Consider the following 26,258-nt stretch of genomic DNA (forward strand, 5'->3'; position numbering starts at 1 on the left):
GATGAAGTGTATGGGATGATGTGCGTATTTTCGGGTTTGAAACAGAGTGTGTTTTTACCCTGGTTTATCTGGTAAAGAGTGAGTCACTGTTCTGGCACAGCACCAGACATCCACTTGTTTAATTCCGGTTTTTTTCAGCGCCAAGGCTAATTCATTAGCAGTATTTCCGGTAGTGAGGAGATCATCAATGATAGCAACATGTTCATAAGGCAAGGGCGTTGCATGAAATGCCTTACGTACATTTTTTTGTCTTTGCTCTCGGTCCAGACTGGCTTGGGGCGCTGTATTAATTCTTTTTTGGCAACTGGTTAAATCATAAGGTATCTTTAATTTTCGAGCTAATTTTTTGGTAAGAAGCGCGGCCTGATTGAATCCGCGTTGCTTGATTCTGAGGGGATGCATAGGAACCGGAATTAAGCATTGGGGGATATCCTGTGTTTTTTGTAGGGCATCAAGCATTAACTGACATAAAAAATTACAGAGATGGAGGCCATTTTGGTATTTGAATTGATGAATAAGGCTGCGCAAAGGCTCATCAAAAGTATAACCGATAATCGCTTTATCATAATGTGGTGGTTTTATAATACATGATCCACAAATGAGGTATTGTTCATCAGGAAGGGGCGATGCACAATGGATGCAAGCAGATCCTAAAGGTTTTATCAATCCCACACAAAAAGAACATACTGCAAGAGGTCCTTTATGAAATTGGTTGCAGAGTGTGCATATTGAGGGCAGACGCAAACTCTGTGTTATACTGAGCAATTTCTGACGCACGAGCGTTGGATTTCCTATATATTAACTTATCCTTGGTCTTATGATGGCTGTCAAAAATGAAATTAGCAAGGCATTTAGTAACCATGCCGAAGAATATGAACGTGCCGCTAAGGTCCAGCAAGAGATTGGAGATCGGTTGTTTGAGCGTCTTCATTATTTGAAAATTGCTCCTCAGCGAATTCTTGATCTGGGATGTGGTCCTGGCTCGTTTTCAAAGGAATTATCCTTACTTTATCCTAAAGCTCAGATTATTGGATTGGATCTGGTTCCAGGCATGTTAGCTCTCGCCAGAAAAAAACAGACCTGGCGCCGAAAATGGTCTTTAGTTGCCGCAGATATGAAGCATATGCCTTTTGCAACCGGAATGTTTGACTTGGTGTTTACCAATCAGGTAATTCACTGGGCCAATCCATTGGCTCAGGTTTTTCGTGAAATTAATCGCGTGATGAACGTTAACGGCTGCCTGATGTTTACTACTTTGGGACCTGATACATTCAAGGAACTTAAAATGGCTTGGTCTGGCGCGAATCATTATGCTCATGTTAATCAGTTTAGTGATATGCATGATATTGGTGACAGCCTTATGGCGGAGCATTTTTTAGATCCTGTTATGGATATGGAATTATTATCGGTTCACTATGAGACCCTACCCAAATTAATTGCTGCATTGAGAGCTCAGGGAGTACGAAATATAAATCCTGAAAGAAATCATGGTTTAACCGGTCGGACTGCATGGCAACAATTTGAAAAGAATTACGCTGGGTTGATTGCTGATAACGGTAAGTATCCTTTGACTTATGAAGTGGTGTATGGACATGCATGGAAGGGCGAACAGAGGAAAACTGATAAAGGCATTGAGACCTTAATCCCGGTATCACAGATTCGGATTAATAAAGCTTAGATTGAACGAATTCTATTCGTCTATTCAATATAAAATTCGTCTTTGCGAACGGAGTGAAGCAATCCAGAACAGCTATCTAATAATGCTCCGTTCTGGATTGCTTCGCGTTGCTCGCAAAGACGGGTATTTATAAGGCCATTAAGACATAAATATATGCATTTTTGGCGTTATAAATTATAAGGGGATACTTTAGGTCACTAAGCCTATGCGGCAAGGCTACAAGACTAGAGGTAATTCTAGCAAGGATAATTATCTTCTATTCAATATAAAATTCGTCTTTGCGAACGGAGTGAAGCAATCCAGAACAGCTATCTAATAATGCTCCGTTCTGGATTGCTTCGCGTTGCTCGCAAAGACGGGTATTTATAAGGCCATTAAGACTTAATCATATGCATTTTTGGCGTTATAAATTATAAGAGGATACTTTAGGTCACGAAGCCTATGCGCCAAGGCTACGAGGTCAGAGGTTATTCTAGCAAGGATAATTATCATCTATTCAGTATAAAATTCGTCTTTGCGAACGTAGTGAAGCAATCCAGAGCACCTATTCAATAATGCTCCGTTCTGGATTGCTTCGCGTTGCTCGCAAAGACGGGTATTTATAAGGCCATTAAGACTTAAATACATGCATTTTGGGCGTTATAAATTATAAGGGGATACTTTAGGTCACGAAGCCTATGCGCCAAGGCTTCGAAGCGAAATTCCTTTACTTAATGAGGGGTAACCCCAACAATACCGAACAGGTCGCGGTAGGTTGCGAATGTGTCAACGCACCCAGGCATCATTATTCAGGAATAATTGCTTCTATTGTGCAATTGCCTGGTTAATTCAATTAAAGCGATCGCTTTTTTATCAAATACTTGGAGTGAATCCAGGGCAATTTGATAATGCTCCGAAATTTTTTCTTCCAGTTGGTTTTGGGTATAGAGTGTAGCAAAGGTGGTCTTTTGATTTGCTGTATCTGATGATCTCCCTTTACCAAGAAGGTTTGCTGGCGCATACCTGTCCAGATAATCGTCTTGCATCTGGAATACCAGACCGATATGTTTTGCATAATCCCTAAGCGCTGCTTCAGTGTGTTCGTGAGTCGTATTTTGCGCAGCCAATACCATTTCAAAACAGGCCGTGATCAGTTGACCAGTTTTGAGAAGGTGTATTTTTCGCAGTTCTTCTTCGGAAACTGAAGAAGATGCCAGTTTGGTCAGATCAAGGCATTGTCCGCTAACCATCCCGCTTACACCGCTGGCTTTCACTAATGTTCTGGTAATTGAAACAATCTGTGATGGGTTTAATAATCCTGGTAAATGAGTTAATAATACTTCAATAGCCAATGCCTGCATTCCATCGCCAACCAGAATTGCGGTAGCCTCATCGTACGCTTTATGACAACTTGGTTTTCCCCTCCGTAAATCATCATCATCCATGGCGGGAAGATCATCATGTATTAATGAATAACAATGCGTTAATTCTATGGCTGCAGCAATAATATCAAGAATTTGAATATCGATATCGAGCAGTTCACCAGCTAAATAAACCATGATGGGCCTGATTCTTTTGCCACCCGGGAATAATGAATAATTTAATGCTGAATAAATACGATCTGCAGGAATATGCGTGGTATTCAGTATCTGTCTGAGACAGTTCTCATGACGTTGGATATAGGTATCAATCACTTGTTGGCTCATCCGATTGGGGTTCAGAGGTAGAATGAGAGGCCGTAAGCGTTTCTATTTTTTGTTCGGCCTGATTCAGTACATCCTGACAACGTCTGGCTAATCCAATTCCTTTTTCAAATTGTTTTAGAGAGTCCTCAAGAGAGAGTTCGCCTTTTTCTAACTGTTTAACTATTTCTTCGAGCTCTGTGACTGATTGTTCGAAATTAATGCCTTTACTCATTAGAGTTCTCAATATCCTGAAATGCTGTGATTATACTGAGTTAGGCTGAGGATTCAACTTTCAATTGGGGTTGAATTGGGACACATGATGACCTGAATCTTCAATTAAAAAAATTTTTAATAAAATCTTAATGTAGAGCATGTTAAACTTCTGTCCAAAAAAGGCCATGAATTATTGATTTTAAGGAGTCTTATATGAGTCAAGTGGAACAAAGTTATACTGACTTCAAAAAAAATATGTACGATACGTTCAATCTATCAATAACGCCTCTTAATCTGTTGATTACACTTTTTAGAGGAACGGCTACAAAGGAAAATAGTGATCTTGTAAGAGGTTTTTCTTTATTTTTTGCACTCATTTCAAGTCCCGTATTGTTACTTGCTATTCCAGTGACTCTTGCATTAGGGGTAATAGCCGGAGTGGTTCTGACCGTGTTTTTACCTTTTCAATGTGTATTATCTTTGTTTCAGGATCTGAGATCAGCGCATGTAATGAACACGAAACACGATGTTATGAAGCCTGATTTAATGGATGCTTCCGAGCAGCTGGTTGATCATCTGGAGCCTGATCCCTCTGCAGGAGTCCATTTTCCACCGCTATTCAATTATGATGAGCAAAAAGCCACTCCTGTAATAGCCGTACCCTCAGTTACGACGTCTTTATCTCCTCACTAGGGTCTGTTGACAATTCAACTCCCCCTCTCTACGTGCCGCGCTTTATGCGCGGCATCCACTCATCCTGTATTAACATATTACAACACAAGACCCGTAGTTCAACTGGATACCGCGCATAAAGCGCGGTAGGTAGGCGATTTGGGTCAATTGTCAACACGCCCTAATGAAGCTATTGTGCTCCATTAATAAAATTCCTTAGGTAATTATTTTAACTATCAGTTATCATTTATCACTTAATTGTAATGGATTAATCAAGGTTAATTGTAATGAAGATAAAAACCCAGTTTGTTTGTAACCAATGTGCAGCAACGTTCAAACAGTGGGCTGGGCAATGTACTCAGTGCGGATCCTGGAATTCAATATCTGAAGAAGGAATCGTACCTGAGAACCGAAATTCTCGAAGTGGCCAATGGGCTAATCAGCGTTCTGTGATCACTGCTGTTGAAGACGTAGTTATGGATAAAGAGATTCGCATGGACTGTGGATTATCTGAATTGAACAGAGTGTTAGGTGGTGGTTTGGTTTATGGTTCTGTAGTCTTGATCGGGGGCGATCCAGGGATTGGTAAATCCACTTTGTTATTACAGACTTTGGCAAATTTATCCATGCAGGAAACGGTATTATACGTTACCGGTGAAGAATCCTTACAACAGGTTGCCATGCGAGCTCAGCGACTGGGTTTACCTCTTGCGGGATTGCGGTTATTGGCTGAGACTCAGGTGGAGTCGATAATTGCCCATGCCCAAAAGGAACAACCGCGAATTATTGTAGTCGACTCCATTCAAACTATTTTTACCGAAAGCATCAGTTCAGCACCCGGAGGGGTAAGCCAGGTCAGAGAGTCTGCTGCTCAATTGGTACGTTTTGCCAAAATGACGCAAACCGCTGTTTTTCTCGTAGGCCATGTTACCAAAGAAGGTACTCTGGCGGGGCCCAGGGTTTTAGAACATATGGTTGACAGTGTTCTTTATTTTGAAGGGCAAAGTGACAGCAGATTTCGGGTGATTCGAGCCATTAAAAATCGCTTCGGAGCCGTTAATGAACTCGGTGTCTTTGCGATGACCGATAAAGGTTTGAAGGAAGTGGCGAATCCTTCAGCAATATTTTTATCACGACAACCGGAACCCACTCCCGGCAGTGCGGTGATGGTGACCTGGGAGGGCTCACGCCCGATGCTGGTTGAAGTTCAGGCCCTGGTTGATGAGGCCCATGGACAACAGGCTAAACGAGTAACTGCAGGGTTGGAGCATAATCGACTAGCAATTTTGCTTGCTGTGCTGCATCGGCATGGGGGTATTGCAACCTACGATCAGGATGTGTTTATCAATGTGGTGGGCGGCGTTAAAGTCACAGAAACAGGCAGCGATCTGGCTCTGTTGGCTGCCGTAGTTTCCAGTTTGCGAAATCGGGTCTTTGATAGTGAAACCATTATTTTTGGTGAAGTCGGTTTGGCTGGAGAAATCAGGCCTGTACAGAGCGGTCAGGAGCGGATTAAAGAGGCAGTAAAGCATGGATTCAAAAGAGCAATAGTTCCTTTTGCTAACGCTCCCAAGCAACAAGGTTCCACCATGATTATTGAGCCGGTAAAATATTTGCGGGATGTATTGGAGAAAATGTGATGTTCAATCGTACTGTATCAGAACGGGTTCAACTTGATGATGAAATAAATTCCTTCCAGAGAGATGGCGCGGTCTGTCTCCGTCAATTATTGAGTGCGGATGAAATCGATACCTTACGTCAGGGCATAGAGCTAAATTTATCCAATTTAAGTTCAAGAGCTAAAGTGGCGAGCAGATCGGATGATCCGGGTTTTTTTGTTGAAGATTTTTGTACCTGGCAAAATAATCCGTTTTACCAAAATATCCTATTTGATACCCAACTTGGAGCTGTTGCGGCTCAGCTAATGCAGAGCCAGGACGTAAGGCTTTATCATGATCATTTACTGGTAAAAGAACCCGGAACGCGTCAAGTCACACCCTGGCATCAAGATCAACCTTATTATAATGTGGCGGGGAAACAAAATTGCAGCTTTTGGATTCCGGTAGATCCGGTGAGCAGGGAATCCACTTTGGAATTTGTTGCCGGCTCTCATTTAGGGCCATGGCTAATGCCCAGATCGTTTATGGACAATCAGGCTAAATGGTTTCCTGAAGGAAGTTTGCAGGAGTTACCTGATATTGAGCAGTCAAGAGAGGATTTTCCGATTATCGGTTGGGATATAGAACCAGGTGATGTGGTCTGTTTTCATATGTTGACCTTACATATGGCAAGGGGAGTAAATATTCAGCAGAGAAGGCGAGTGTTTTCAGTACGTTTTCTAGGGGATGATATGACTCACGCGCCAAGATCATGGGTTACTTCCCCAGATTTTCCGGGACTGGTTGATGAATTACCTGCTGGAGCCAGAATGGATCATCCTTTATTTCCAACTGTGCTTAAATAGGGGGAATGTTTTGAAACAACCTATAGAAGTGATTAGCATATTCATCAGTTTTGACTAAACTTATTATATAAAAATTAATAAGTTGAGCCTATATATGGATATAACTCCTTTTTTTAAATTGATGGTTGATAAAGAGGCTTCGGATTTATTCTTCAGTGTGGGAGCTCCTCCCAATATTAAAATTCAAGGGGTTACTTCACCTATAGGTCAGGCTGCGATTAAGTCGCAGCAAATGGCTGAAATCGTTTTATCAATAACCAATGATGAACAACAGAAGGAATTTGAGGCCAATATGGAACTGAATATGGCCTTATCCATAAAAGGTGTGGGTCGTTTCAGGATCAATATTTTCCGGCAGCGTGGGGAAGTAGCGATGGTGGTGCGTTATATAAAAGGGATAATCCCATCCATAGAAGAACTAAGACTGCCGTTGATATTAAAAACCATAGTACAGGAAATTCGCGGTCTGGTATTGGTTGTTGGATCTACCGGTTCAGGTAAATCAACTACTTTGGCTGCCATGATTGATCATCGTAATCAAACGACTAGAGGTCATATCCTGACTATAGAAGATCCCATTGAATACCTACATGAACATAAAAAATCCATAGTCGATCAACGTGAAATTGGGATAGATACTTTAAGTTATGATAATGCTTTGAAAAATGCCATGAGAGAAGCGCCTGATGTTATTTTGATTGGGGAAATACGTGAACGGAACTCCATGAAACATGCTATAGCCTATGCTGAAACCGGACATTTATGTATTTCTACCCTGCATGCCAATAATGCAAACCAAACTTTGGATAGGATAATCAATTTTTTCCCGGAAGACGCAAAACAACAGATTTTAATGGATTTATCCCTTAATTTACGCGCGATCATTTCTTTGCGATTAATTCCTGGAATTGCTAATCAACGCATCGCAGCAGTTGAAATATTAATTAATACGCCCTACATTTCTGATTTGATTGAGAAAGGTAAAGTCGAGGAAATCAAGGAGGTTATGGCTCGAAGTACGGAACAAGGGATGCAGACTTTTGATCAGGCATTACTCAATTTATATAAAGAAGGTAAAATTACCAAAGAAAGCGCAATTAAATACGCTGACTCTAAAAATAATGTGGGTTTGCAAATTCGGCTTAATGAAGAAAAGAGCTTTGATTCTAAAGACGATAATCTAACTATCCAACCGGATGATTTAGATAAATTTTAAATAACACGCGCGTTTTGATTTTTTTGAACACTATGTTAAAATAATGAACTTATTATTTTTGACGTATCCTCATGGTTTCACTTTATCAAATTAAAGATATTGAACTCGGAAAGTCCTTGCTTTCCGGGCATGAAACCTATCCTGACGCAACCTATATTCCTCCTGATAAAAAAGGGAAACCAATCAAAATTATTTTTAAAAAAAATAAATTCGGAAATCCGCAATTTTCACAACTTGAAATAGCCTTCAGTAAACTGGCCGGCCTGTTTATGTCCGGAGTCTCAATTCCTGACCAGAAGTTTGTAGTGGATGATTCCCAGAAGATTGTTGGATTAGGAGTAGAGCATCTAGGTTACGTCGTAGAAAAAAATGAGGGGCTGAGCCACCCTTTTTATTCTTTGGATCAGTCAGGTTCAATAAAGCAACTGGAGAAAAAATCGGTACAATCCGCGGAAGAGATACCGCTTTATTTTCTTGATAAATTACCACCGGCTTTCTTCAAATCATTATTGAAAGCGGAAAAGTCAAAGACGCTAAGTATTGATTACTCTTCTTTAGCCAATATATTCGCCAGTTCTTTTACCTTGGAAGAGGATGATTTGCATAAGGGCAATTTTGGTTTTTATCTGGTGGAACACGATGGAAAGCCAAAAGTTGTCTTTTTTAAAATTGATCATGATTTAATGTTTGCTGATAGCATTATGTCTTTTTATTTTGCAAGACCATCTCATTGGTTGAATGGTGATAATGCATTTAATATTACAGCAAAAGACGTGCTGGATTTTCCCAAAATCAGGGATTCAGCTAACTCCTATTGGCCAACCAAACTCAGTATGTTTCCCAATCCATGGAGCGATAAGGAGTATCATAATCAGGATGAAGTTGCAGCCTTCGCTCAATTAAAGGATTTGCCTGAGTTTAAAAAAGCAAAATGGATGTCGTTTTATAAACATATTTTATTGCCGAATGAATTACTGGTTAAATCTTTAAATGAATGTCTGGATGGAAGTAAATCCTGTGATAGGGCGCAAATCGCATTATTAACTCAGGCAACCGCTTCCAGGCAGGCTCAATTAAGATCAGTACTTTTTTCATTAAAGGAATTTCGCCAGTTTCTCGTTAATTTAACGTCAGAAGAAAAGAAAGTCTTATTAAACGAAATAGTGCCTGATCATACACAAGACAATAAACTGGTACTTGAGCAGCTTGAACAAACGATGCAAACACATCAGCACTTGTGTGTTTCTGATGATGGCATTGATGAGGGTGATACACCGCTGCATATTGCCATCAAACTCGGTGACTATCGTTATGAAGAAACCATACAAAAATACGGGCATTTAATTAATAAAAAAAATAATCAGGGAAAAACTCCCCTGGATTGTGCTGTACACATGGTCCACTCAGCTGAATCTCACCCTGAGGATGTTCGTCAGGATCTTCGTTTTACCATGCGCCATTTATTGGAGCATGGCGCTTCTCAATCAAAGGAATTCAAATTATTTAATAAATTTGAGAAGGTAGAACATTATAAATTTGTCACACCTTATATGGATAGAGTTGCTCAGGCCAAATCCTATGATCAATTTAAAGACATTCTCCGAGACATCGGTGAGGATCACCGTTTTTGTTTAAAGAATAAAAAGAATTTAGCAATAGAATGTGTCGCCAGATACACGAAAGAGAATAGAGCAAATCCTGAGTTTAAAAAGATACTGATTCAGTTGAAGAAAGATGTTAATGGACACTCAACGAAATCGCAATGTGCAGGACTGCAATACATCCGACAGTTACGAAGCAGGCTATGGATCATTCGTCAAATCAGAGGCTTATTCGGTTGGACCTCCACTCAAGGTGAAATGAACAACATCATTGAGCGTGAGTTAGAGCGATTAAAACCTAAAGGGTTTAATTGCTTTTCTTTCTTTAGTAATGCTCCTGTTGTCGATCCGTGTCCGGTAGTCGTCAATTCAACAATGAAGATCAAATAAATATCGCCTAATGAGGTTCAGGTTGGTAACCAAGGAGATTAGGAGGAATCCTGTCAGGGATAATCTAAAGGAACAAATGCACGTTCATTTATCTTAATTGGCACTTTTTATAAGTTTGTCATTGTTGTGCTGGTAATTAGGATGGATCCCCGCTTTCGCGAGGATGCCATATAAAAAACGAGGATGACGTAGAATAAGTGAGGATCATTCAGGGTGTAAAGCCGAAGCATGCAAGCCTTTCGACTCAGTACTCCCTAAATTAACCCATAAATAATTGCCGAGATGGAGATAATCCCCATGATGGTGATAAATACATTACTGATATGGTTACTGTATTTTTTCATCGCTGGAACCCGGGCAATGGCATACATTGGCATAATAAATAACAGGATTGCAATTACTGGCCCACCTAATGTTTCTATCATTTTCAGGATATTGGGATTAATTGTTGCAACAACCCAACAAGTCAGAATCATAAATACTTCAATGACTCGATGTAGCGCGTTTTTACTGATGGTTTTTCCAGAAGATTTCAGGGCTTTAACAATAATACCGCTCATACCTTCTTTTGCTCCAAGATAGTGGCCAAGAAAAGATTTTGAAATGGCAATAAACGCAATAACGGGTGCTAGATAAGCAATGACCGGAGTATTAAAGTGATTGGCCAGATAAGACAAAATAGAGATATTTTGTTGCTTGGCCTGCATTAAATCCTGAGGTGACAGACTAAAGACACAGCTGAATACAAAGAACATTACTGAAAAAACCATAAGTAAATGGCTGTATTTCATAATTAATGAGCTTCGTTTATCTGCCTGATTACCGTATTGCTGTTTTTGACTTACGGCAAAAGAAGAGATTATGGGGGAATGATTAAAAGAAAATACCATGACAGGAATGATCAACCATAAGGTCATTAATAATCCATGTCCACCATTAGCCTGTAAGGAGTTGCTTTGCTGTAATATGGCATTGTTCCAGTTGGGTATTAAATATAAAGACAGGAGGAATAATATAGTTGCGAAAGGATATACCAGCAAAGACATTGATTTAACGATAATTTCCTGTCCAAATCGTACTATGGCCATTAATGCCAGGATTAATACAATAGCCAGAAGTGCTCTTGGCGGAGCATTCAGTCCCATTTGATTGACAATGAAGCTTTCTGTTGTGTTCGTTATTGCCACACTATACATTAATAAAATGGGGTAGATGGCAAAGAAATATAAACCGGTTAACATCCTGCCAGCGAATGAGCCGAAATGCTCTTCTACTACTTCAGTGATGTCATTGTGTGGAGACGATCCAGATAATACAAACCGGCACAAGGCTCGATGAGAATAGTAGGTCATCGGAAATGCCAGCAACGCCATAATGATTAGAGGTAAAATACCATTAAGCCCCGCATCTATGGGCAGAAAGAGGGTTCCAGCACCTATTGCTGTACCATAAAGACTTAACATCCATACCGTATCTTGTTTTCTCCATTCTGAGAATTTTTTTTCTGATACAGGTGATACTATTGCTGCGGATTCATTTAACGACATGAAAAAATCCTCATTTCATTGCTAGTTTTTTAAGAGCCATCCCCTTGGAATTGATCAATATTAACACTATGGAGTTAATATTTCAACAATTGCATCATAAATCATATCCAAGTCGTTTAAACAAAGCAAGCAATGTTTAAGAGCTATTCGAATTGTTAACACAGCCTATTTATTTGTTTTAATTTTATCTTCTGCTCCTTTTTTCATTACTATAATGCTGATGCGTCGATTTTCAGGATTTAACGGATTGGACTTATCTAAAAGTACGGTGGAGGAGAATCCGGAAACGGTCATCACTTTATCTTCATTCATCCCTGCTTTAATAAGTGCTCGCCGTGCCGCATTTGCTCTTTGAGCGGATAGTTCCCAGTTAGTGTATTCCAGTTCATCGGGGTTATTGTAAGGACTTGCGTCAGTATGACCCTGAATGGTGATTTTATTGGGCACTGAATTGAGTAATTTGACTATATTGGCAAGAATGGGTTCAATTTCGGGATTAATTTTATCAGATCCTACATCAAACATGGGCTTTTTTTGATTATCGATAAGTTGGATCCTCAAGCCATCAGAAACGACATCCATTAACAGCTGCTTCTTTAATCCCGCAAGAGCAGGGTCATTTTCTATGCTTAAATTGATCTGTGATTTTAGTTCTTCAAGCTTTTTCAATTCTGCTTTATTTGATTCAATAACCTCTTTATTTTGAGCTATTTTCTGGTTATTGAGCGGTTTATTACTGGCGGAAACCTGTCCATCGCTGTCTTCTACATTGGGGCCGCCACCCTTGATATTAATTTGTCGGTTACCTATGCTTTCACCACCAAAAATAGCTACTTTCATCGGCTGTTTAAAATACTCTGAAATACCCGCCTTTTGTGCTTTATTCAAAGATGAAACTAACCACATCAGCAAGAAGAACGCCATCATTGCAGTGACAAAATCAGCATAGGCGATTTTCCAGGATCCCCCATGATGTTGGTGTTTTTGTTTGTTTATTTTGCGGATAACAGGTGGAATGGCATGTTTTTCTTTTTTATCTTTCTTCTCTTTTTTTTCGCCAAGATCGTCACTTGTTGAATCACTAATATCATTTATTTCAGTCATGGTCAGGCTCTAACTTGGGGTTGGTTCAGTATTTTCTGTAGCAACGGCGGCAGCCGCAGCAGGCTTCGCATTTTTAATTTCATCATTTAATTGATTAAATGATGGTCGTTGTGATGAGAATAAGACTTTGCGACCAAATTCCACAGCAATAATTGGAGGGTTATTATGTAAACTGGCCAGAATGGTTACTTTAATGCATTGAAGCATCAGCTGTGTTTGATTTGCACGTTGTTCCATAGCGGTGGCGATGGGGCCTACAAATCCATAACCCAATAAAATCCCCAAAAAAGTACCTACCAGGGCATGCGCAATCAAAACACCCAGTTCCGATGGCGGTAAACTGATGGATTCCATAGTATGAACTACTCCAAGAACGGCTGCTACAATACCAAAGGCGGGCATTGCGTCTGCAAGTTTGGTAATGGAATTTGCCGGAATCATTTCTTCTTCATGGTGAGAATCAATTTCCATATCCATTAAGGCTTCAAGTTGAAATGGTTGCATGTTGGACGTGATAATCAATCTTAAATAATCGCAAATAAATTCGATAACATGATGATTGCTCATTATTGCAGGGTAACTACTGAAAAGTGGGCTGTTCTCAGGGTCATCAATATCGGTTTCAAGAGACATAAGACCTTGTTGTCTTGCTTTATTTAAGAGATTGTAGAGTAAGGCAAGCAAATCTATAAAAACTAACCTTGCCGATTTTTGCCCTCTGAAAATGCCCGGTAGTGCTTTAAGAACTGCTTTAATCACTGTACCACTATTACCGACTATGAATGAGCCAATAGCTGCTCCGCCTATGATCAGCAGTTCGAGTGGTTGAAATACTGCGGCAAGATGACCTCCAGCAAGGGAGAATCCACCAAACACACAAAGCAAGATTACAATATAACCTATAATAATTAGCATCTTTCATCATCCTGAAGCGTTTCGTTCTATATTATCCTAGAAAAAGCAGTTCAATCTACTGGAAGCCGTTATTACATTGAATTTTAAAGAGTTTTGATGTGTTTTTACTTCACTGTATGAGTAATACCGTTTCAGCAAAAATCGTCAAAAACTCGTTAAACTTCAGTACACTAAAATCTTTCGCGGCAATTGAACTGCTCTTTTAAGGATTATTTGGCTAAATAATCATGAACAACTGTTCCATAGGGTAAAGTCAAATCCGATAAAATATGAACCGCGTTTATAATACGTCGCACAGGAAGGCTAGCTACCGGTGCCAGAGCATGGTGTGCCAATTCAATTTGCGCAGGTCCTTGCCAAGCCCCTTTGACATTAATATCAATCAGATGGTATTCAACCAATTCACAAATTCTGGTAGTGCCATCTACATGAGGAATGATTTTTAATAAATAATTTGCTGTGGACATTGATTCCTGGATTTTTTTTACATCCAGGGATTCGTATTTATAACCCATTGTTGCCGTCGCAATCCGACACGGACCATACTCCAGAGTGCCCAGCAGGGTTTCATTAACGACTTGCAATTGGGGTTGAGCCAGTTTTTTGGGAAAGCCCCAAATTTCACGACCACCTGCTATTGGAGGTTGGTCGTCCAGATACATGGCATGCGTATACCCTCCTGGCTTACCTTTATACCGCACAGGTATGACTTGACCCGATTCGGTATAATCACCAAAACCGGTAGAGTCCGGCATTCTTATGAACTCAAATTTGACGACAGGCTCGGTAACTTCTAATGGTGCAGGAACTACTTCACGCAGCAAATCCATATCCGTTTCGTATGAAATAATGAAATATTCTCTATTAGTAAAGCGATAAGGACCTCTAGGATATGATGGACAGGTAATGGGCATTGTAAATGCTTTTTTTATCACCTCTGCTTCATTCATTGTGATTCTCCTTAAAGGTTTTCATATCGGACATATCATATAAGGCAATGCCTTCAGTAACAGGTACCGGTTTTAGCCAGGGCGATTTTTTTATCGCATTTACTCCATCCTGGTATCCATTAGCTAAACGCTCATGGATTGATTTAATCGAAAATTCATAATCTTTTGACGATAATTCAGTTTCATCATGCGTGTATAAGAAGCGAACCACAGATATTGTGGTCTGATGTCCTCTGGAAATACAGAGCTTAATTTCAGGATCTGATTTTTTCTCTTTGGGTACGAAATGGGACAACACATGAATGGTGTTTTTCAAGGTTTGAATCTGCTGATACAGCTGGATGGTTTTAGTAAAACGACTTGAAAATTCGATATCCTTTCTGCGTTTTAATACTTCATCGAGTGTTGTTGGATGTAAGCCATAGGAATCGAATAAATGCACCATAAAACACAATACATTTTTACGATATTGATTGGATAGTACATAACTAGTAGGGGTGTTATTGGAAATACCGCCATCCCAATAAAATTTTCCTTCGACTTCAACTGCAGGAAACCCGGGAGGCAGCGCGCCGCTGGCCATAATATGCTCAGGGCCAATTTTTTGGTTGAACGAGTCAAAATAGACCATTTTTCCCGAGCAGATTTCTACTGCTCCAATACACAATCTCGTTACTTTTTTATTGTTTATTCGATCGAAATCAATATATTTTTCCAGAGTGCTGCGCAAAGGAGCGGTGTCATAATAACTGATTTTATCAGGGCTATTATGCCATCCCCATTGTGGTGGTGGAAATCGAGGTGTAAAAAAACCTGGTTGTCCAAAAAGAATGGATGAATGAGCTGCCAGTAAATGATGGATTTTTCGACTGTCCGGATCATTAGGTAATACTGTTTCGCCAATATTGCCGTGCGTCGCAATGGACTCCCAAAATTGATACAGTTTTTCAACGCGTATGTTTTCAGGATTACCTGCAGCTATTCCGGCATTAATTGCTCCTATTGATGTACCTACATACCAGTCAGGGAAATATCCTGCTTCATCTAATGCGCGAAGAACACCAGCCTGATAAGCTCCTAATGCCCCTCCGCCCTGAAATGTACAGGCTATGTTTTTGAATGGTATCTTGAATTTATTATTCTTCTTGGGTTGAACCATGGTTTACTCCATAAACCATCCATGGCTGACAACCAGGGATTGACCGGTTAATGCATTCGATTCAAATGAGGCGAAAAATAATGCGGTCTGGGCAACATCATCGGTAGTAGTAAATTCACAATCAACCGTGTCTTTTAGCATTACTTTTTTTATAACATCCTCTTCACTGATGCCCAGAGCTTTAGCTTGTTCTGGAATCTGTTTGTCTACCAGTGGCGTGCGAACGAAACCAGGACATATGACATTCGCTCTTACATTATGAGCCGCTCCTTCTTTTGCGACGACTTTACACAAACCCAGTAAACCATGCTTTGCAGTAACATAAGGGGCTTTGAGTACCGAGGCTTCCTTGGAATGAACTGAGCCCATATAGATGACGCTTCCTCCTTTGCCAGACGCATACATATGCTTTAAAGTAGCTCGGGTAGTTAAAAATGCTCCATCAAGATGGATGGCAAGCAGTTTTTTCCAGTCAGCAAAGGCTAATTTATCGATTGCTCCAATGATTTGAATACCGGCATTACTTACCAAAACATCAATGCCACCAAAATGTTCAGCAACGGCATCAATTCCCTGGTTTACTTGATGTTCATCGGTAACATTCATGGCAACTGCCATGGCTTGACCACCAAGCGATTTTATTTCATCCGCAGCTTGAGTTGCCTGATCCAGGTTGAGATCAGCAATCGCAATTTTTGCACCTTCCTTTGCATAAACCATGGCAATTTCCTTGCCTATTCCACTCGCAGCCCCAGTAATTACGGCGACCTTATTTTTAAGTCTCATGGTTACTATCCCTGTAATTTATTAAGTTATTTAAAAAGTATAGCAATGTAATTTTTATATTGCTGTATGATTTGACAAGAATATTTCATAACACCTTACCCTGACACTCTCAATTAAGAAAGAATCAGGGTATCAAGGCAAATTAAATCTTTAGCAGGAATGATACAGTGTAGTATCAAGATTAGTAGTAATAATAGGGACGGCCGTAATAATAATATTCACGTCTATCCTGTTCTCTACCGACAGCATTACCGACCAGTGCACCAGCTCCTGCACCTATCGCTGTTCCCAAGCCTGAACCACCAGATACTGCATATCCTAATCCAGCACCTAAAGCTGCACCTCCAGCCGTACCAACCTGTTCATTGGTGCAACCGACAAGCATGAAACTTGATGCGCCTACTAGAATTAAAGTACCAATTATCTTTTTCATAGTTGACTTCCTCGTGTAATTGTCCTTCATATGAAATAATAGTACATAAATAATAAAATATGTAAAAAAATTATTCAAATAAGTGACTGAGTAGACGATTTGGATCTTCCTACTCAATGTGTACATGGGTTCTATCAGGAAGGGATCTTTATGTAGTAAAACAGATAATGTTAAGACCGAGGCATTGGTTTTTTTCCATAACTTATATATAAATTTACTCTGACCCCGTTTTTCCAGTAATATAAAGGGTAACTAATAATAAAAATAGAGGGCAGCATGTTTAGAGGAAGTATAGTAGCCTTGGTTACACCCATGCAGAATGACGCAGTAGATGTCCATCATCTGCGAGAGTTGGTTGAATTTCACATAGAAATGGGGACTCACGGACTTGTTGCTGCCGGTACTACTGGTGAGGCAGGTACTTTATCTCATGAAGAAAAATTATTAGTCATTAAAACGGTTATAGATCAGGCTAAAGAAAGAGTGCCTGTAATTGCCGGAACAGCAATGAACGCAACCAGAGAGTGTATCGCGTTGACGCAACAGGCTATGGAGTTTGGAGCTCACGCCGCATTAATTATGACCCCGGCCTACATAAAACCTACCCAGGAAGGCCTGTACTTGCATTACAGCAAGATCGCTGAGGCAGTAGCAATGCCTATTATTTTATATAATGTTCCAGGTAGAACCGCATGTGATTTATTACCTGAAACCGTTGCGAGACTGGCCAAAATATCCAATATCGTCGGAATTAAGGAAGCTACAGGCCAGATGACTCGGTTACAACAAATTCTTCGTCTTTCTGAAGGCCGAATCGATGTCTACAGCGGTGATGATTTAACTGCGGCGCAATGGATGTTGGCTGGAGCCAAGGGAGTGATCTCGGTAACTGCTAATGTTGCGGCTAAATTGATGGCAAAAATGTGTGATATGGCTATGGATGGAGATCATGCAGCATGTCTTCGTCTACAGGAACAATTAATGCCTTTACATGAGTTGATGTTTGTTGAAGCAAATCCGATTCCGGTGAAATGGGCTTTGAATAAAATGGGCTTAATGGGCAGTGAAATTAGACTGCCTCTTACTGAATTATCAGAAACACATCATCAGGCATTAGAAAAAATACTAAAAAGTCTGGAGTTGATTTAATTGGGGATAGTTGTGAAAAAATTGAGTTTTATCGTTCTTGCTACACTGGCGTTGTCAGCCTGTAATTCTCGTTATTCCAGTAATGGTGAGAATGTTTATTTACAAAGTCGTAATGGAGTCAAAATTGTAGTGCCGCCTCCATTGACCAATGCTAATATCAGTAATTTTTATGATTTGCCCCCACAAAACCAGGATGCGCACGTCAGTATTGCGCCGCCAGGGGATGACACTATTACTTCATAAGGGTTCATTATGACACCATCAGAATCAGGGGAGTTGCTCATTGTACAGGAGTTGTCCAAGCGCATTGTGGAAGCGCAACGCAAAATCAGGATTCTTGATAGTATTAAATGGGATGACTCGGTTAAAAAGGAGTTTTTTAAAGCGAAGGGGAATAAATTACCGAATGTTGATAAAGCCTACTATGATAATAAACCCTTACCTTTTGAAGTTCGAGATAAACAGGAAGAGTTTCGGCTGATTCTGCGTGATGCTCAAAATCAATTAGGTCAATATTCGACTTTAACTCGATTAATCAGGCGTCAGTGTGAAGAATACAGCCGAGCCACACAAATGTTGGCAGTTCGGGGAACTCCTTCATTCAGTGAGTTGGCCATGGAGCTGTATGGTAGTCCTGATGATGTGTTTTATGCCGGTGGTCCGCGCATGTCCCAAATGGGAACTTTACTGTTTGATGTGTTAACCAACCTAAACGTTCAATTACAATCCGAAGCGGATTTGAAACGTCATACGCCACAGCAGGCTCAGGAAATACTGCAGGCGCGATTAGGGCATTTCTTTTCCAAACATCCAGGAAAAGTAACGGTTATGGTAAGTGATGATATGGTTGCCGATGCTTCAGCTGGGGCTGACAGCATCAAATTAAGTCAACAGGCAATGTTTAGTGACCGCGACTTGCGTTATATGGAAGTGCATGAAGGATGGGTTCATGTCGGTACAACCTTGAATGGAGCAATGCAACCAAATTGTTTTTTCCTGTCTAAAGGTTCTCCTTCCAGTAGCGTGATTCAGGAAGGTTTGGCTGTAATCACTGAAGTAGTTACTTTTTCCTCTTATCCCGGACGCATGTTAAAGATTACCAATAGGGTGATTGCTTTAGATAAGGTGACTAAAGGTGCCGATTTTCTGGACATCTATCGTTATTTTATTGATTGTGGTTTGTCTGAAGAAGACAGTTATAACCAGACGGTGCGCGTTTTTAGAGGTAGTACTCCAACTGGCGGGCCATTTACTAAAGATTTATCCTATGCGAAAGGATTTGTTCTAATTTATAACTACATTCGATTTGCGATTAGTCAAAAGAGAGTGGATTCCATTCCTTTACTGTTTACCGGTAAATTAATTCTCGATGATTTACCCTTATTAGGCGAATTGAAAGAACGAGGCATACTAACGAACCCAGTTTATTTGCCGCCTCCTTTTCAGGATTTGGCCGCCTTAAGCGCCTGGATGAGTTTTTCTCTTTATTTAAATCAATTTGATTTAAATGAAATACAGAAAAATTTTCGCTTTTTATTGATCTAATGGGTCTGCATTTGTCCCAGTTGGAACGGATAATCATGACGGCATCGAGCATAAGCTGCTCCTATCTGAGCAGGATTTGGATAAAAGGCATAATGAGTCGCGTTGTACGCGCAACAAGGGAAGGAACTGATAAAACAGCCCCGTTTCGCATTCCAGACAAATCCTGTTTCAGTTGGCTCCAAAGTTCTACCATCAAAACAGACGTATCGTGGTTGTGACGGCTGTCCCCCTTGAATACATCCTTGAGCATGAGCAACATTAACCAGAATCAATCCAGCCAGTATTATTTTTATTCTCATTTAATTGCCCTTAAACTTGCTATACTTCTATTAATAAAGTTAGCTTAAGTTTGGATCTATTCAAGCTCGATGAGAAAAAGATAACCAAATTAAGGTTAAATTAATAAATTAGGCTTAAAATAAAGACATATAAGTCTGCGGAGTTTATTTATGGCTAAGAATGTGGCGATCAGAAATGCAATTATTAATAATGCTGTAGACATAGAACCGGATGTTCGCCGCAGGGCTTTAGAACACTTGTTAGAAGCCGATCCTGCCAATCTGACCGCATTTCGGAACGCGATTATTCATAATAAAGGATTTTGGGAGCAATTTCCTGATTTAAAAGAAGCAGAAGGTGTTAAAATCTACGAAGACAGTGATAATTTACTAAGTCTGGATGGGGCTCCGGATATTAAAACGATTCGCCAATTAGCAGCTCAACAGCGAGTAACATTGGGTTTAAACGATGTTGAAGATGATGTTTTGATTCAAATTCTTTCAAACAATGAAGACGAATGCCGGGCTTATCTGGCTTCCATAAGTAAATTAGGTAATTTAAATAAAGCACATGGCTGGAAAAAAAATGAAGAACCAGTACTTGCTCCACCAGCCCCAGCACCAGCAGACAGTAATAAATCAGATGATATTTTAACAGCAAATGCCATTAACGAGATACGAAATCAAGCTCGTGATGTTTTATTATTACGCTTCATCAACCAATCAGAGAATCGTGCGCAAATAGTACAATTATTAACTGCAAATGATAAAGTATCAGTTGATAGTGCTGCTATAGTAATGGGCTATCCGGACTCAGTCGCTGCCAAAGGCTTTTTGAATTTTCCTTTAAGTGATCATGTAAAAGATGCGCTTAGAGGTCGTCTCACAATGTTAAAGCAGGCAGCTGGAAAAAACGATTTTGAGGAGTACGTTGCAGGGCTTTCATCAGATGCGATTTTGAGGCAAGAAGATAATTTGCAAGCAGAAAATGATGACTTTTTCGAAAGCATACCTCCACGAATAAGGAATAATCTAACTTTAGATGATATGGATTGGGCTAAAAGCATTCTTGGAACACGATTTTTGCAGGTAGCCTTAGCCAATTCAGAAGAAGATTTATTGCCAGCACTTAAAACTAATACTGAAGAAGAGCTGACGGCAGTATTAAAAAACCTGTTCGCAAATGATGCCTATATCGCTTTGGCAGTAAAGGGTAATCTCGGTGTTCTTAAGAAAGCAATGTTGCAGAGCCATATTACGTCTATATCTATAAAGGATGAGAAATTATTGAAGGCTCTGGATAAGGCTGTAGGTTTAGCTGAATTCCAGAAAGCACTTGTTGCTGCGGGTATAACTCCTGCGGATTGGGTTAAAGATACTGATTTAAAAGATATGAAACAATGGGTTCGATCTCAGATATTTCATAATTATATAGACATAATTTCCCAATTGGGGGCAGCACCTCATCCACAACTATTCAAGGCATTTAGTGAGTTATCTGTAGAGAAACAACGAGCAATGCTTAATGATCCCGTTCAAAATTATCATGTGTTGAATGCAAAAGATGTCAAGCAATTAGCTGCTCATTTGGGGGCGGATGCAGTTGGTTTAGCTGAGGTTGTAGAAGAAAATAAAAAAATTGCGGGCTTTCAGCAAATACATAATTCAGTGGTGGCTAGAATTTTATCTGGTTTTCAACCTTCGATTACCTTGAGCTCCGCACAGATTGATGCAATTAATAATGATCTGGATAAGGATGCTACCAAGAATGGTGGTCGGGACTTTGAAGACCGAGTCCTTTATAAGGGTATTGTTGATAAAATTAAAGCTCAATGTGGTCCAGTTAATGATGGAGTTTTTTATAAAGCTTTTGGTTTGACTAAGGATGGCGCTGCTTTCAAAAATCCACCTTCAGCAAGGGAAGATATAATAGTACAAAATAGACACAATCAAGCATTACTCAATGCACATGCTTTAATTCCTCCTACTGATAAAAATAATAGATTATTGGAAAAGCAGCTATTAGGTATATTTTTAACGCTTAATAAAAACGGTCCGATTGATCCCACAACAATTGTGACTAAATTTAATGAGTCCAAAACGTATAATGAATTTATAGAAGGTGTTATTCCTCGTGGAAATTTAGGCCTTAAAGCGCAGTTGTATTCTCAATTATCCAGCAGTACGTTTTATGAATTAAAAAATGCCGTATTAAAAAATAATTTAACGGATCCTTCTCCGGCGGTTGTGACGCGGGCTTTAAGCGATGTGAACAGCGTTATAGAATCAATTAACGGGCGTCGTAATGTATCAACGAAGTCCAGGGCTCACTATAAATTCATCGAGGGTGTCGAGCCTTCTCATTTATATAATCCATCTTTTAGAGGTACAGCACAATTCAGCGCCGAAAAAATGAAAGACAAATATCAGGCTCTTTCTGATGATTGCGATCTTATTTTGGATCAATTAAGGCGTGACCAAAAAACAATTGAGGGATTTTTTAAACTGAAAGTTCAGTTTAATAAAGGTTTGCCAGCTGATTTGATAGCGAAAGTAGATCAATTGGACCAAAAGTTAAATGAAGAAATGGCAGCTATTAAATCCAATTTACAATTTTATGAAAAAATCCAACAAAAATTATCCGGGAAAGACGGCATACTGCAGGCAATTAATGATGCCGCTGATAATAAAAAAAGCTATATGTACCATGCCAAGGGAATTACTCGCAGGATAGAGACGCGTGAACAAGTTGAGGGCTTAACTTATACCTCTGAAGCACCACCAAAAAATAATAATGGGCTTGATACAACCGGACATCCTGGCGAGGTACAAAAACTCATATTGGAGGATTCCATCCCTGAAGGAAAAATTGCTGTTGTTGACTATGTTCAAACCAGTTATAAAGCAGATAAGGTAAGCAAAAGTTATGAAATAGTCGGTCGATATACAGTCGATTTATCCCCTCCTGGAGAAATGACTCAAAAAGGAGATCAGGTAACCAAAGCTGTTGGTGGAAAATTTGAAATAGAGCAATTCCCAAAACAAACAATTCCAGTTCCTGCCAAGGGTTCACCAGAAGATGAACGGTTAATCAAGGCCAAGATGGAATTTTCCCTGGCACTTGCCGCTGATGCTATTGCGAACCTAGATTCGCCACCAACCAAAGAAAAACCGTTAAGATTGTATGGTGATGATGAAGAGCAAATGCGTTATTTATGGACTGCCTTGATCGTGCTTGGAGAAAAAAATCCTCATATGAAGATTACAGCTGATACAATAAAGCTGGATCGATTTGGCACAAACAAGTTTGATCCTGCACAGGAAAAAGGTTCTTTTCTGGGTATTGGCACCGGTTTTCATAAAGAGTCGTTATATCAGCAATTTAAACAAGTAATGGGAAAGGATACTGTAGAACAGACTGCCAATGCAGTAAAAGATATGAGCGCGGATAAAGTAAACAGCATGAAAGAGCGTCCAAAAGTCGACTCACAGGCCATCGATGCGGCTAAATCACTCAAAGACGGACTGACTATATTTAGAAAAGATGCTGAAATCGCAAGAAAAGTGGAGGGCCCGGAAGAGAAGCAAGATACTGGCCTGAAAAATTCATAATGTGCAGTACAGAATAAGAAAAAAGGAGTATTGAATTGAACTCTAAACAATTGGCTATTGGTGTATTTGATTCGGGTATGGGGGGATTGACCGTTTTAAAAGCGTTACGAGCCAGTTTACCGCAAGAGTCATTCGTTTATTTAGGTGATACTGCTCGTTTACCTTATGGCACCAAAAGCCCTGATACGGTAAAGCAATACGCCATGCAAATGGCAAAACTATTAGTCGAGCGGCGAATAAAGGCTTTAGTCGTTGCATGCAACACTGCAACTACAGCAGCATTACCTCACTTGCAAAGTATGTTGACGGATATACCGGTTCTTGGGGTGGTTGCTCCAGGTGCGGCAGCGGCAGTGGCAGCCACCAGGAACGAACGTATTGTCGTTCTGGCTACTGAAACGACCATCGCGTCTAAAGCGTATCAAGAGCTTATCATAAAAAAATTGCCTCAAGCAGTAATCAATACTCGAGCATGCAGTGTATTGGTGGCGTTGGCCGAAGAAGGCATGGTTGATAATTCTGTAGCCCGGGAAGCCTTAAAACATTATCTGGATAAAGTCACTGATGAAGATGCTGTTTTATTGGGGTGCACTCATTTTCCTGTGTTTAAGCCCTTACTCTCCAGCTTGCTGCCTGATAATGTAACTGTAGTTGATTCCGCTCAGGCAACAGCTCTTTCACTGCACAATTTATTGAACACTCAGAATTTGCTTAATGATGATCTTATGAGTGCATCTAAAGTGCATTATTTAGTGACGGACTCAGTGAACAGATTTCAGAAAGTAGGAGAAATCTTTTTAGGTGAGCAGTTAAAACTTGAGGATATTGAACTGGTGGACGCGAGGTAACTTCTCAAAGTCCTCGGGTGTTTCCTCATCCTGAACGCAGTGAAGGATCTCCTGATGCAGGCACAGTACCTTTCTCAGTTGAGGTATTATATTGCTATAAGGATTGATGTTTCCCGGATTTATTGAGAGTTACTATGCGAAGGTGTAGTCCGGAGACTCAATACTAAATGAGTGTGCACCAATCTTGATTTGGTTTTGGGGGAATATCTTCATCCAGACTGATTTCCTCGAATTGCAAATCCATATCGATGAAGTGCAAATCCCTATCGATATGTAATGATAGTTGGAGCAAACCATTTCCCAGATCCCAATGTGGATCTGAGCTTTTGTTTAATGCCGCAAGATTATTGAGCAGATGAAGACAACATTCGTGATCAATACTTCGTGCTGGTATTGCTGCAAATTCACCTTCTCTTGGATTTTTCGGATAAGGTGCTTCATCTAAATTAGTCAGGAAAGTTACTATTGTGGGAAATTCCGGATGATTAATTCTTTTTAATAAGCTAAGTATTCGAATATTTAACAAGGCTTTAGGCGCATTGATTACATCTAAAAGAAACCTGATTAATGAAGTGCTTTTTTGTAAAGAGGTACCGGCTTTTGTTGTATCAAAATCCACTACTTCATTCGTTCGATCGAAATCATCCATTTCAGCACTGATTTCAAGATCAATTCTCCGGGGAGTATGCACTTCAAAATTGGTTAACATTTTATTCAATCGATCTTTTGACACTGATAGCGCTGATTTAATTGATTCAAGATCTATTGTCCAACGTGTAATTTGTTCATGGAGCGCTACAGGTCCATAGAAGTGTCCCGATTCATCAGGGACTGGTTTGGGGAAATCGGAAAATAATAAGATTAATTGATCAAGTGTCGCTGCACTGTTTACATCGCTAATTAAGGCGGGTATTAATTCACCTTTAAGATTTTTTGCGTGAGCTTTTTGGTATTTATTGAGCCATATAATGTAATTTTCAGTAATTAGATTCTTCATATACAACACCTCTGAATCATGTTCCAATTGATCGTGTCGATCAATTATTCTTCCTTAGCTGGACGGCTCATTAAATTAACTACAGCTTGTTTTGCATTTATTTTATTTTGTAACAGGGCGTTTATTTGTTCACAAATAGGCATTTCTATTTGATGGTTTTTGGCAATTGCGCACACTTGTGCTGCATTATTCTTGCCTTCAACTACCTGTCCAATTTGTTGTTCAGCTTCTTCTATAGAGACATTTTTTCCTAACAGTAATCCAAATCGTCTATTTCTGGATTGATCGTCAGTACAGGTTAACACCAGATCCCCTACACCGGCCAAACCTATAAATGTATCCTGTTTTGCTCCCAGACTAAGACCTAAACGACTCATTTCAGCTAAACCCCGGGTAATTAACGCGGCTTTAGCGTTGGAGCCATACCCTAAGCCATCACTGATACCACATGCAATAGCTAAAATATTCTTAACGGCGCCACATAATTGCACACCGATTAGATCGTCACTTAAATATACACGAATATTATCGTGATGGAATAATTTGTGAATATTTTTTTGATAGTCTGGATTGTTACATGCCAAAGTAAGTGCGGTTGGTAAAAAATTAGCCACTTCTTTGGCAAAAGAGGGTCCAGAAACTACGGCAACAGGATAATCAGGACCAAATCGGTTCGTGACTAGTTCACTTAATAAATGATGGCTTAAGGGGTCAACACCTTTAGTTATCCAGGCTAAGCCTTGCGGCGCGGGATCAATTTTTGTTAAAAGCTCTGCAAAAGCATGCGACGGAACGGCGATAATCACATAGTCCGCCTCTTTAATGGATTGATGTAAATCGACCGACGGAATAAGCTGATTGGGAAATTTTATACCAGGAAGATACTCAGGATTAGCACGTTGTGATTCCATAAGAGCAACATGCTGTGGGTTATGTCCCCACAGCAGAACGCGATGTCCAGTTTTGGCTAAATGAATTGCTACTGCGGTGCCCCACGATCCGGCACCTAGCATGGCAATGGTTTTTTTATTCATTAA

24 protein-coding genes are annotated in these 26,258 nt (G+C 40.0%); 11 read left to right on the top strand and 13 right to left on the bottom strand.

Features of this window, described 5'->3' with window-relative positions:
* Positions 1–54: 54 nt before the first annotated feature.
* Positions 55–777 (bottom strand): ComF family protein, encoded by a 723-nt coding sequence (locus Lqua_RS12660; RefSeq protein WP_420798064.1) that lies wholly within the window; start codon positions 775–777, stop codon positions 55–57.
* Between the two features lie 43 nt (positions 778–820).
* On the opposite strand from Lqua_RS12660, the gene bioC reads away from it, so the two are divergent.
* Complete coding sequence (gene bioC / locus Lqua_RS12665) at positions 821–1,678, top strand: malonyl-ACP O-methyltransferase BioC (RefSeq protein WP_058474646.1); 858 nt, start codon at positions 821–823, stop codon at positions 1,676–1,678.
* A gap of 788 nt (positions 1,679–2,466) precedes the next feature.
* On the opposite strand, the gene Lqua_RS12670 is transcribed toward bioC, so the two are convergent.
* Entirely contained in the window at positions 2,467–3,363 is an 897-nt protein-coding gene (locus Lqua_RS12670) for a polyprenyl synthetase family protein (RefSeq protein WP_115148778.1), read from the bottom strand.
* On the bottom strand, positions 3,344–3,574 hold the full coding sequence (locus Lqua_RS12675; RefSeq protein WP_058474648.1) for an exodeoxyribonuclease VII small subunit: 231 nt from the start codon (positions 3,572–3,574) through the stop codon (positions 3,344–3,346). Before Lqua_RS12675 ends, Lqua_RS12670 begins: the two co-directional genes overlap by 20 nt.
* A gap of 194 nt (positions 3,575–3,768) precedes the next feature.
* On the opposite strand from Lqua_RS12675, the gene Lqua_RS12680 reads away from it, so the two are divergent.
* The 5 genes from Lqua_RS12680 to ankK all read left to right on the top strand — a co-directional run bounded on the left by Lqua_RS12680 (position 3,769) and on the right by ankK (position 9,898).
* A complete protein-coding gene (locus Lqua_RS12680; RefSeq protein WP_058474649.1) occupies positions 3,769–4,248 on the top strand; it encodes a hypothetical protein in 480 nt (159 codons plus the stop codon).
* A 266-nt stretch (positions 4,249–4,514) separates the two neighbouring features.
* Positions 4,515–5,867, top strand: a complete 1,353-nt coding sequence (gene radA, locus Lqua_RS12685) for a DNA repair protein RadA (protein ID WP_058474650.1) — start codon at positions 4,515–4,517, stop codon at positions 5,865–5,867.
* Positions 5,867–6,691, top strand: coding sequence for a phytanoyl-CoA dioxygenase family protein (locus Lqua_RS12690; protein ID WP_083501330.1), 825 nt, complete (start codon positions 5,867–5,869; stop codon positions 6,689–6,691). Before radA ends, Lqua_RS12690 begins: the two co-directional genes overlap by 1 nt.
* Before the next feature lie 94 nt (positions 6,692–6,785).
* On the top strand, positions 6,786–7,907 hold the full coding sequence (locus tag Lqua_RS12695; RefSeq protein ID WP_058474652.1) for a PilT/PilU family type 4a pilus ATPase: 1,122 nt from the start codon (positions 6,786–6,788) through the stop codon (positions 7,905–7,907).
* Positions 7,908–7,978: 71 nt separating this feature from the next.
* Entirely contained in the window at positions 7,979–9,898 is a 1,920-nt protein-coding gene (gene ankK, locus Lqua_RS12700) for a Dot/Icm T4SS effector AnkK/LegA5 (RefSeq protein WP_058474653.1), read from the top strand.
* A 254-nt stretch (positions 9,899–10,152) separates the two neighbouring features.
* On the opposite strand, the gene Lqua_RS12705 is transcribed toward ankK, so the two are convergent.
* From Lqua_RS12705 to Lqua_RS12735, 7 genes are all read right to left on the bottom strand, one after another.
* Positions 10,153–11,445, bottom strand: coding sequence for a serine/threonine transporter (locus tag Lqua_RS12705; protein ID WP_058474654.1), 1,293 nt, complete (start codon positions 11,443–11,445; stop codon positions 10,153–10,155).
* Between the two features lie 165 nt (positions 11,446–11,610).
* Positions 11,611–12,549 (bottom strand): flagellar motor protein MotB, encoded by a 939-nt coding sequence (gene motB, locus Lqua_RS12710; RefSeq protein ID WP_065240177.1) that lies wholly within the window; start codon positions 12,547–12,549, stop codon positions 11,611–11,613.
* Positions 12,550–12,558: 9 nt separating this feature from the next.
* Positions 12,559–13,464, bottom strand: a complete 906-nt coding sequence (motA, locus tag Lqua_RS12715) for a flagellar motor stator protein MotA (RefSeq protein ID WP_058474655.1) — start codon at positions 13,462–13,464, stop codon at positions 12,559–12,561.
* A gap of 209 nt (positions 13,465–13,673) precedes the next feature.
* On the bottom strand, positions 13,674–14,414 hold the full coding sequence (locus Lqua_RS12720) for an acetoacetate decarboxylase (protein ID WP_058474656.1): 741 nt from the start codon (positions 14,412–14,414) through the stop codon (positions 13,674–13,676).
* On the bottom strand, positions 14,407–15,573 hold the full coding sequence (locus Lqua_RS12725; protein ID WP_058474657.1) for a patatin-like phospholipase family protein: 1,167 nt from the start codon (positions 15,571–15,573) through the stop codon (positions 14,407–14,409). The genes Lqua_RS12720 and Lqua_RS12725 overlap by 8 nt, the downstream gene beginning before the upstream one ends.
* A 3-nt stretch (positions 15,574–15,576) precedes the next feature.
* Positions 15,577–16,359 (bottom strand): 3-hydroxybutyrate dehydrogenase, encoded by a 783-nt coding sequence (locus Lqua_RS12730; protein WP_058474658.1) that lies wholly within the window; start codon positions 16,357–16,359, stop codon positions 15,577–15,579.
* A 181-nt stretch (positions 16,360–16,540) separates the two neighbouring features.
* A complete protein-coding gene (locus tag Lqua_RS12735; protein WP_058474659.1) occupies positions 16,541–16,792 on the bottom strand; it encodes a glycine zipper domain-containing protein in 252 nt (83 codons plus the stop codon).
* A 276-nt stretch (positions 16,793–17,068) separates the two neighbouring features.
* Here Lqua_RS12735 and dapA point away from each other — a divergent pair, with 276 nt between their 5' ends.
* The 3 genes from dapA to Lqua_RS12750 are packed head-to-tail and all read left to right on the top strand — an operon-like array spanning position 17,069 to position 19,486.
* The gene (dapA, locus tag Lqua_RS12740) at positions 17,069–17,941 is read left to right on the top strand and encodes a 4-hydroxy-tetrahydrodipicolinate synthase (RefSeq protein WP_058474660.1); all 873 of its coding nucleotides are present in this window, start codon (positions 17,069–17,071) and stop codon (positions 17,939–17,941) included.
* 12 nt (positions 17,942–17,953) lie between these two features.
* Positions 17,954–18,184 (top strand): hypothetical protein, encoded by a 231-nt coding sequence (locus tag Lqua_RS12745; RefSeq protein WP_058474742.1) that lies wholly within the window; start codon positions 17,954–17,956, stop codon positions 18,182–18,184.
* Positions 18,185–18,193: 9 nt separating this feature from the next.
* Complete coding sequence (locus tag Lqua_RS12750; RefSeq protein WP_058474661.1) at positions 18,194–19,486, top strand: flavohemoglobin expression-modulating QEGLA motif protein; 1,293 nt, start codon at positions 18,194–18,196, stop codon at positions 19,484–19,486.
* Here Lqua_RS12750 and Lqua_RS12755 read toward each other — a convergent pair.
* Positions 19,483–19,785, bottom strand: a complete 303-nt coding sequence (locus Lqua_RS12755) for a hypothetical protein (protein ID WP_058474662.1) — start codon at positions 19,783–19,785, stop codon at positions 19,483–19,485. The two genes, Lqua_RS12750 and Lqua_RS12755, sit on opposite strands and share 4 nt — an antisense overlap.
* A gap of 150 nt (positions 19,786–19,935) precedes the next feature.
* Between Lqua_RS12755 and Lqua_RS12760 the strand changes: the two genes are divergently transcribed.
* Both Lqua_RS12760 and murI read left to right on the top strand, forming a co-directional pair.
* Positions 19,936–23,376 (top strand): hypothetical protein, encoded by a 3,441-nt coding sequence (locus Lqua_RS12760; protein WP_058474663.1) that lies wholly within the window; start codon positions 19,936–19,938, stop codon positions 23,374–23,376.
* 35 nt (positions 23,377–23,411) lie between these two features.
* Entirely contained in the window at positions 23,412–24,224 is an 813-nt protein-coding gene (gene murI, locus Lqua_RS12765; protein WP_058474664.1) for a glutamate racemase, read from the top strand.
* A gap of 163 nt (positions 24,225–24,387) precedes the next feature.
* Here the strand turns inward: murI and Lqua_RS12770 are convergent, their stop codons facing one another.
* Together Lqua_RS12770 and Lqua_RS12775 are read right to left on the bottom strand one after the other, a co-directional pair.
* Positions 24,388–25,221, bottom strand: a complete 834-nt coding sequence (locus tag Lqua_RS12770; RefSeq protein ID WP_058474665.1) for a hypothetical protein — start codon at positions 25,219–25,221, stop codon at positions 24,388–24,390.
* 44 nt (positions 25,222–25,265) lie between these two features.
* Positions 25,266–26,255 (bottom strand): NAD(P)H-dependent glycerol-3-phosphate dehydrogenase, encoded by a 990-nt coding sequence (locus Lqua_RS12775; protein ID WP_058474666.1) that lies wholly within the window; start codon positions 26,253–26,255, stop codon positions 25,266–25,268.
* Positions 26,256–26,258: the final 3 nt, after the last annotated feature.

The sequence above is a fragment of the Legionella quateirensis genome, assembly GCF_001467955.1.
Classification (GTDB): domain Bacteria; phylum Pseudomonadota; class Gammaproteobacteria; order Legionellales; family Legionellaceae; genus Legionella; species Legionella quateirensis.